The sequence below is a fragment of the Streptomyces sp. ISL-11 genome (assembly GCF_018614525.1).
Classification (GTDB): Bacteria; Actinomycetota; Actinomycetes; order Streptomycetales; family Streptomycetaceae; genus Streptomyces.
Map to the genome: position 1 here is coordinate 1 of NZ_JAGGOL010000040.1, position 2160 is coordinate 2160.

The 2160-nt window shown below is 74.5% G+C and carries 3 protein-coding genes; 1 reads left to right on the forward strand and 2 read right to left on the reverse strand.

The features are described 5' to 3' along the window. The coding region (locus J7E86_RS11015) for a MaoC family dehydratase (RefSeq protein ID WP_215081402.1) at window positions 1-342 on the reverse strand (342 nt) is incomplete at its 3' end. 102 nt (window positions 343-444) lie between these two features. On the opposite strand from J7E86_RS11015, the gene soxR reads away from it, so the two are divergent. Beyond that, window positions 445-906, forward strand: a complete 462-nt coding sequence (soxR, locus tag J7E86_RS11020) for a redox-sensitive transcriptional activator SoxR (protein ID WP_215081403.1) — start codon at window positions 445-447, stop codon at window positions 904-906. A gap of 18 nt (window positions 907-924) precedes the next feature. Here soxR and J7E86_RS11025 read toward each other — a convergent pair. Beyond that, on the reverse strand, window positions 925-2160 hold a 1236-nt coding region (locus J7E86_RS11025; protein ID WP_251018960.1), incomplete at its 5' end, for an amidase.

Here is a 2160-nt window from a genome sequence, read left to right on the forward strand (position 1 = left end):
CCGGGCCCGCGCGCGCAGCCGGGAGCCGGCCGGCACCGGGGCGGGGAAGCGGACCTTGTTCAGCCCGTAGTTGATGCCCATCCGCGCGCCCTCGGCCCGCATCAGCGGCGGCACCAGGGCCGCCAGCAGCGACAGGGTGAGGTAGCCGTGGGCGATGGTCGTACCGAACGGGCCTGCCGCCGCGCGTTCGGCGTCGACGTGGATCCACTGGTGGTCGCCGGTGGCCTCGGCGAACAGATCGATCCGCTTCTGGTCCACCTCCAGCCAGTCACCGGGCCCGAGTTCCTCGCCGACCGCCGCCCGCAGCTCCTCGGGCGAGGTGAAGATCCGGGGTTCCGCCATGCCGCCACCTCCCGTACGCATCCAGGTTTCCAAGCGCTTGCTCAGCCTGCGGTGCGCACGGGCCGAAAGTCAACGCCCACCGCTGGCGTAAGGTCGTGAAACGTGCCGCAGATTTCGAACAATGTCCAGGAACTCACGGTCGGTCAGCTGTCCGCGCGCAGCGGCGCGGCCGTCTCCGCACTGCACTTCTACGAGTCCAAGGGCCTGATCACCAGCCGCCGGACCTCCGGCAACCAGCGCCGCTTCGACCGTGACGCGCTGCGCCGCGTCGCGTTCATCCGGGCCGCGCAGCGCGTCGGCATCCCGCTCGCCACCATCCGCGAGGCGCTCGCCGAACTCCCCGACGAGCGCACGCCCAACCGCACCGACTGGGCACGGCTGTCCGAGGCGTGGCGCGGCGAGCTGGACGCCCGGATCAAGCAGCTGGGCCGACTGCGCGACCACCTCGACGACTGCATCGGCTGCGGCTGTCTCTCCCTCGAGAGCTGTGTGCTGTCCAACCCGGACGACCGCGTCGGCCAGCTCGGCAGCGGCTCGCGGCTGCTGGTCGAACGCGACCGCTGACCCCGGTCCCGCCCGGCGTCACCACATGGCCGGCCGGCGCCCCGCCCAGGGCCTGGCCTCCTCCAGCTGCGCCGACAGGGAGATGAGCGTGGCCTCGTCCCCGTACCGCCCGGCGAGCATCACGCCGATCGGCAGCCCCTCGGCGGTCCAGTGCAGCGGCACGCTCACCGCCGGCTGGCCGGTCGCGTTGCAGACGGGCGTGAAGGGGATGAAGGAGGTCAGCGCCGCGAACTCCGCCTCCGGGTCGTCGTCCCTGCGCAGCGCCCCCACCGGCAGCGGCGGGCGGGCCAGGGTGGAGGAGAGGATCACGTCGTAGCCGGTGCCCGGCGGCTGGAGGCCGTCGGCGATCAGCTGCCCGGTCATCCGCATCCGGTACAGGGCCTGTGCGAACTCCTCCCCGGTGACGCGGGCGCCGCGCTCGCGCAGGTGCCGGGTCAGCGGCAGCAGCAGTTCCTCGCCGCCCTCCGGCACCGGCCGCAGCCTCGCCATCACGCCCCACACGCGCGTGAAGTCGGCCGCGAGGGTCGGGTCCGGCGGCACGTCCACCTCCTCCACCGTGTGGCCGAGCTCCCGCAGCAGCGCGTCCGCCTCCTCCACCGCCCGCAGACAGTCCGGGTGGAGCGTGACGTCCGGCACCGGGGGGCTCGTCAGCCGGGCCACGCGCAAGGGCCGGGGCGCGCGCCACGCGTGGGCGGCGAAGGTTTCGCCCGGCGGCAGCGAGGGAGCGCTGCAGGGGTCGCCCGGCGAGGTTCCCGCGAGCACGTCGAGAAGCGCGGCCGCGTCCGCGACCGTACGGGCCAGGGGCCCGGAGGTGCCCAGTCCGGAGACGTCGTGCAGCACCGGGCCGGAACTGACCCGCCCGCGGCTGGGCTTGATGCCGAAGAGGCCGCACGCCGACGCCGGGATGCGGATGGAGCCGCCCCCGTCGCTCGCGTGCGCCAGCGGCGCGAGCCCGGCCGCCACCGCGGCCGCCGCCCCGCCGCTCGAACCACCGGCTGACCGGGTGAGGTCCCACGGAGTGCGGGCCGGCGGCGCGATGTCGTTCTCGGTGTGCGAGGTCAGCCCGAACTCCGGGGTGTTGGTCTTCCCGAGCAGGATCGTTCCCGCCGCCCGCAGCCGGCCGACCACGTGGTCGTCGACGGCCGGGACATGACCGGTCAGCGCCGCGGAGCCCATCGTGCAGGGCACCCCGGCGACGAGGTTGAGGTCCTTCACGGGCACCGGCACGCCGTGCAGCGGTGACAGGGGCCGCCC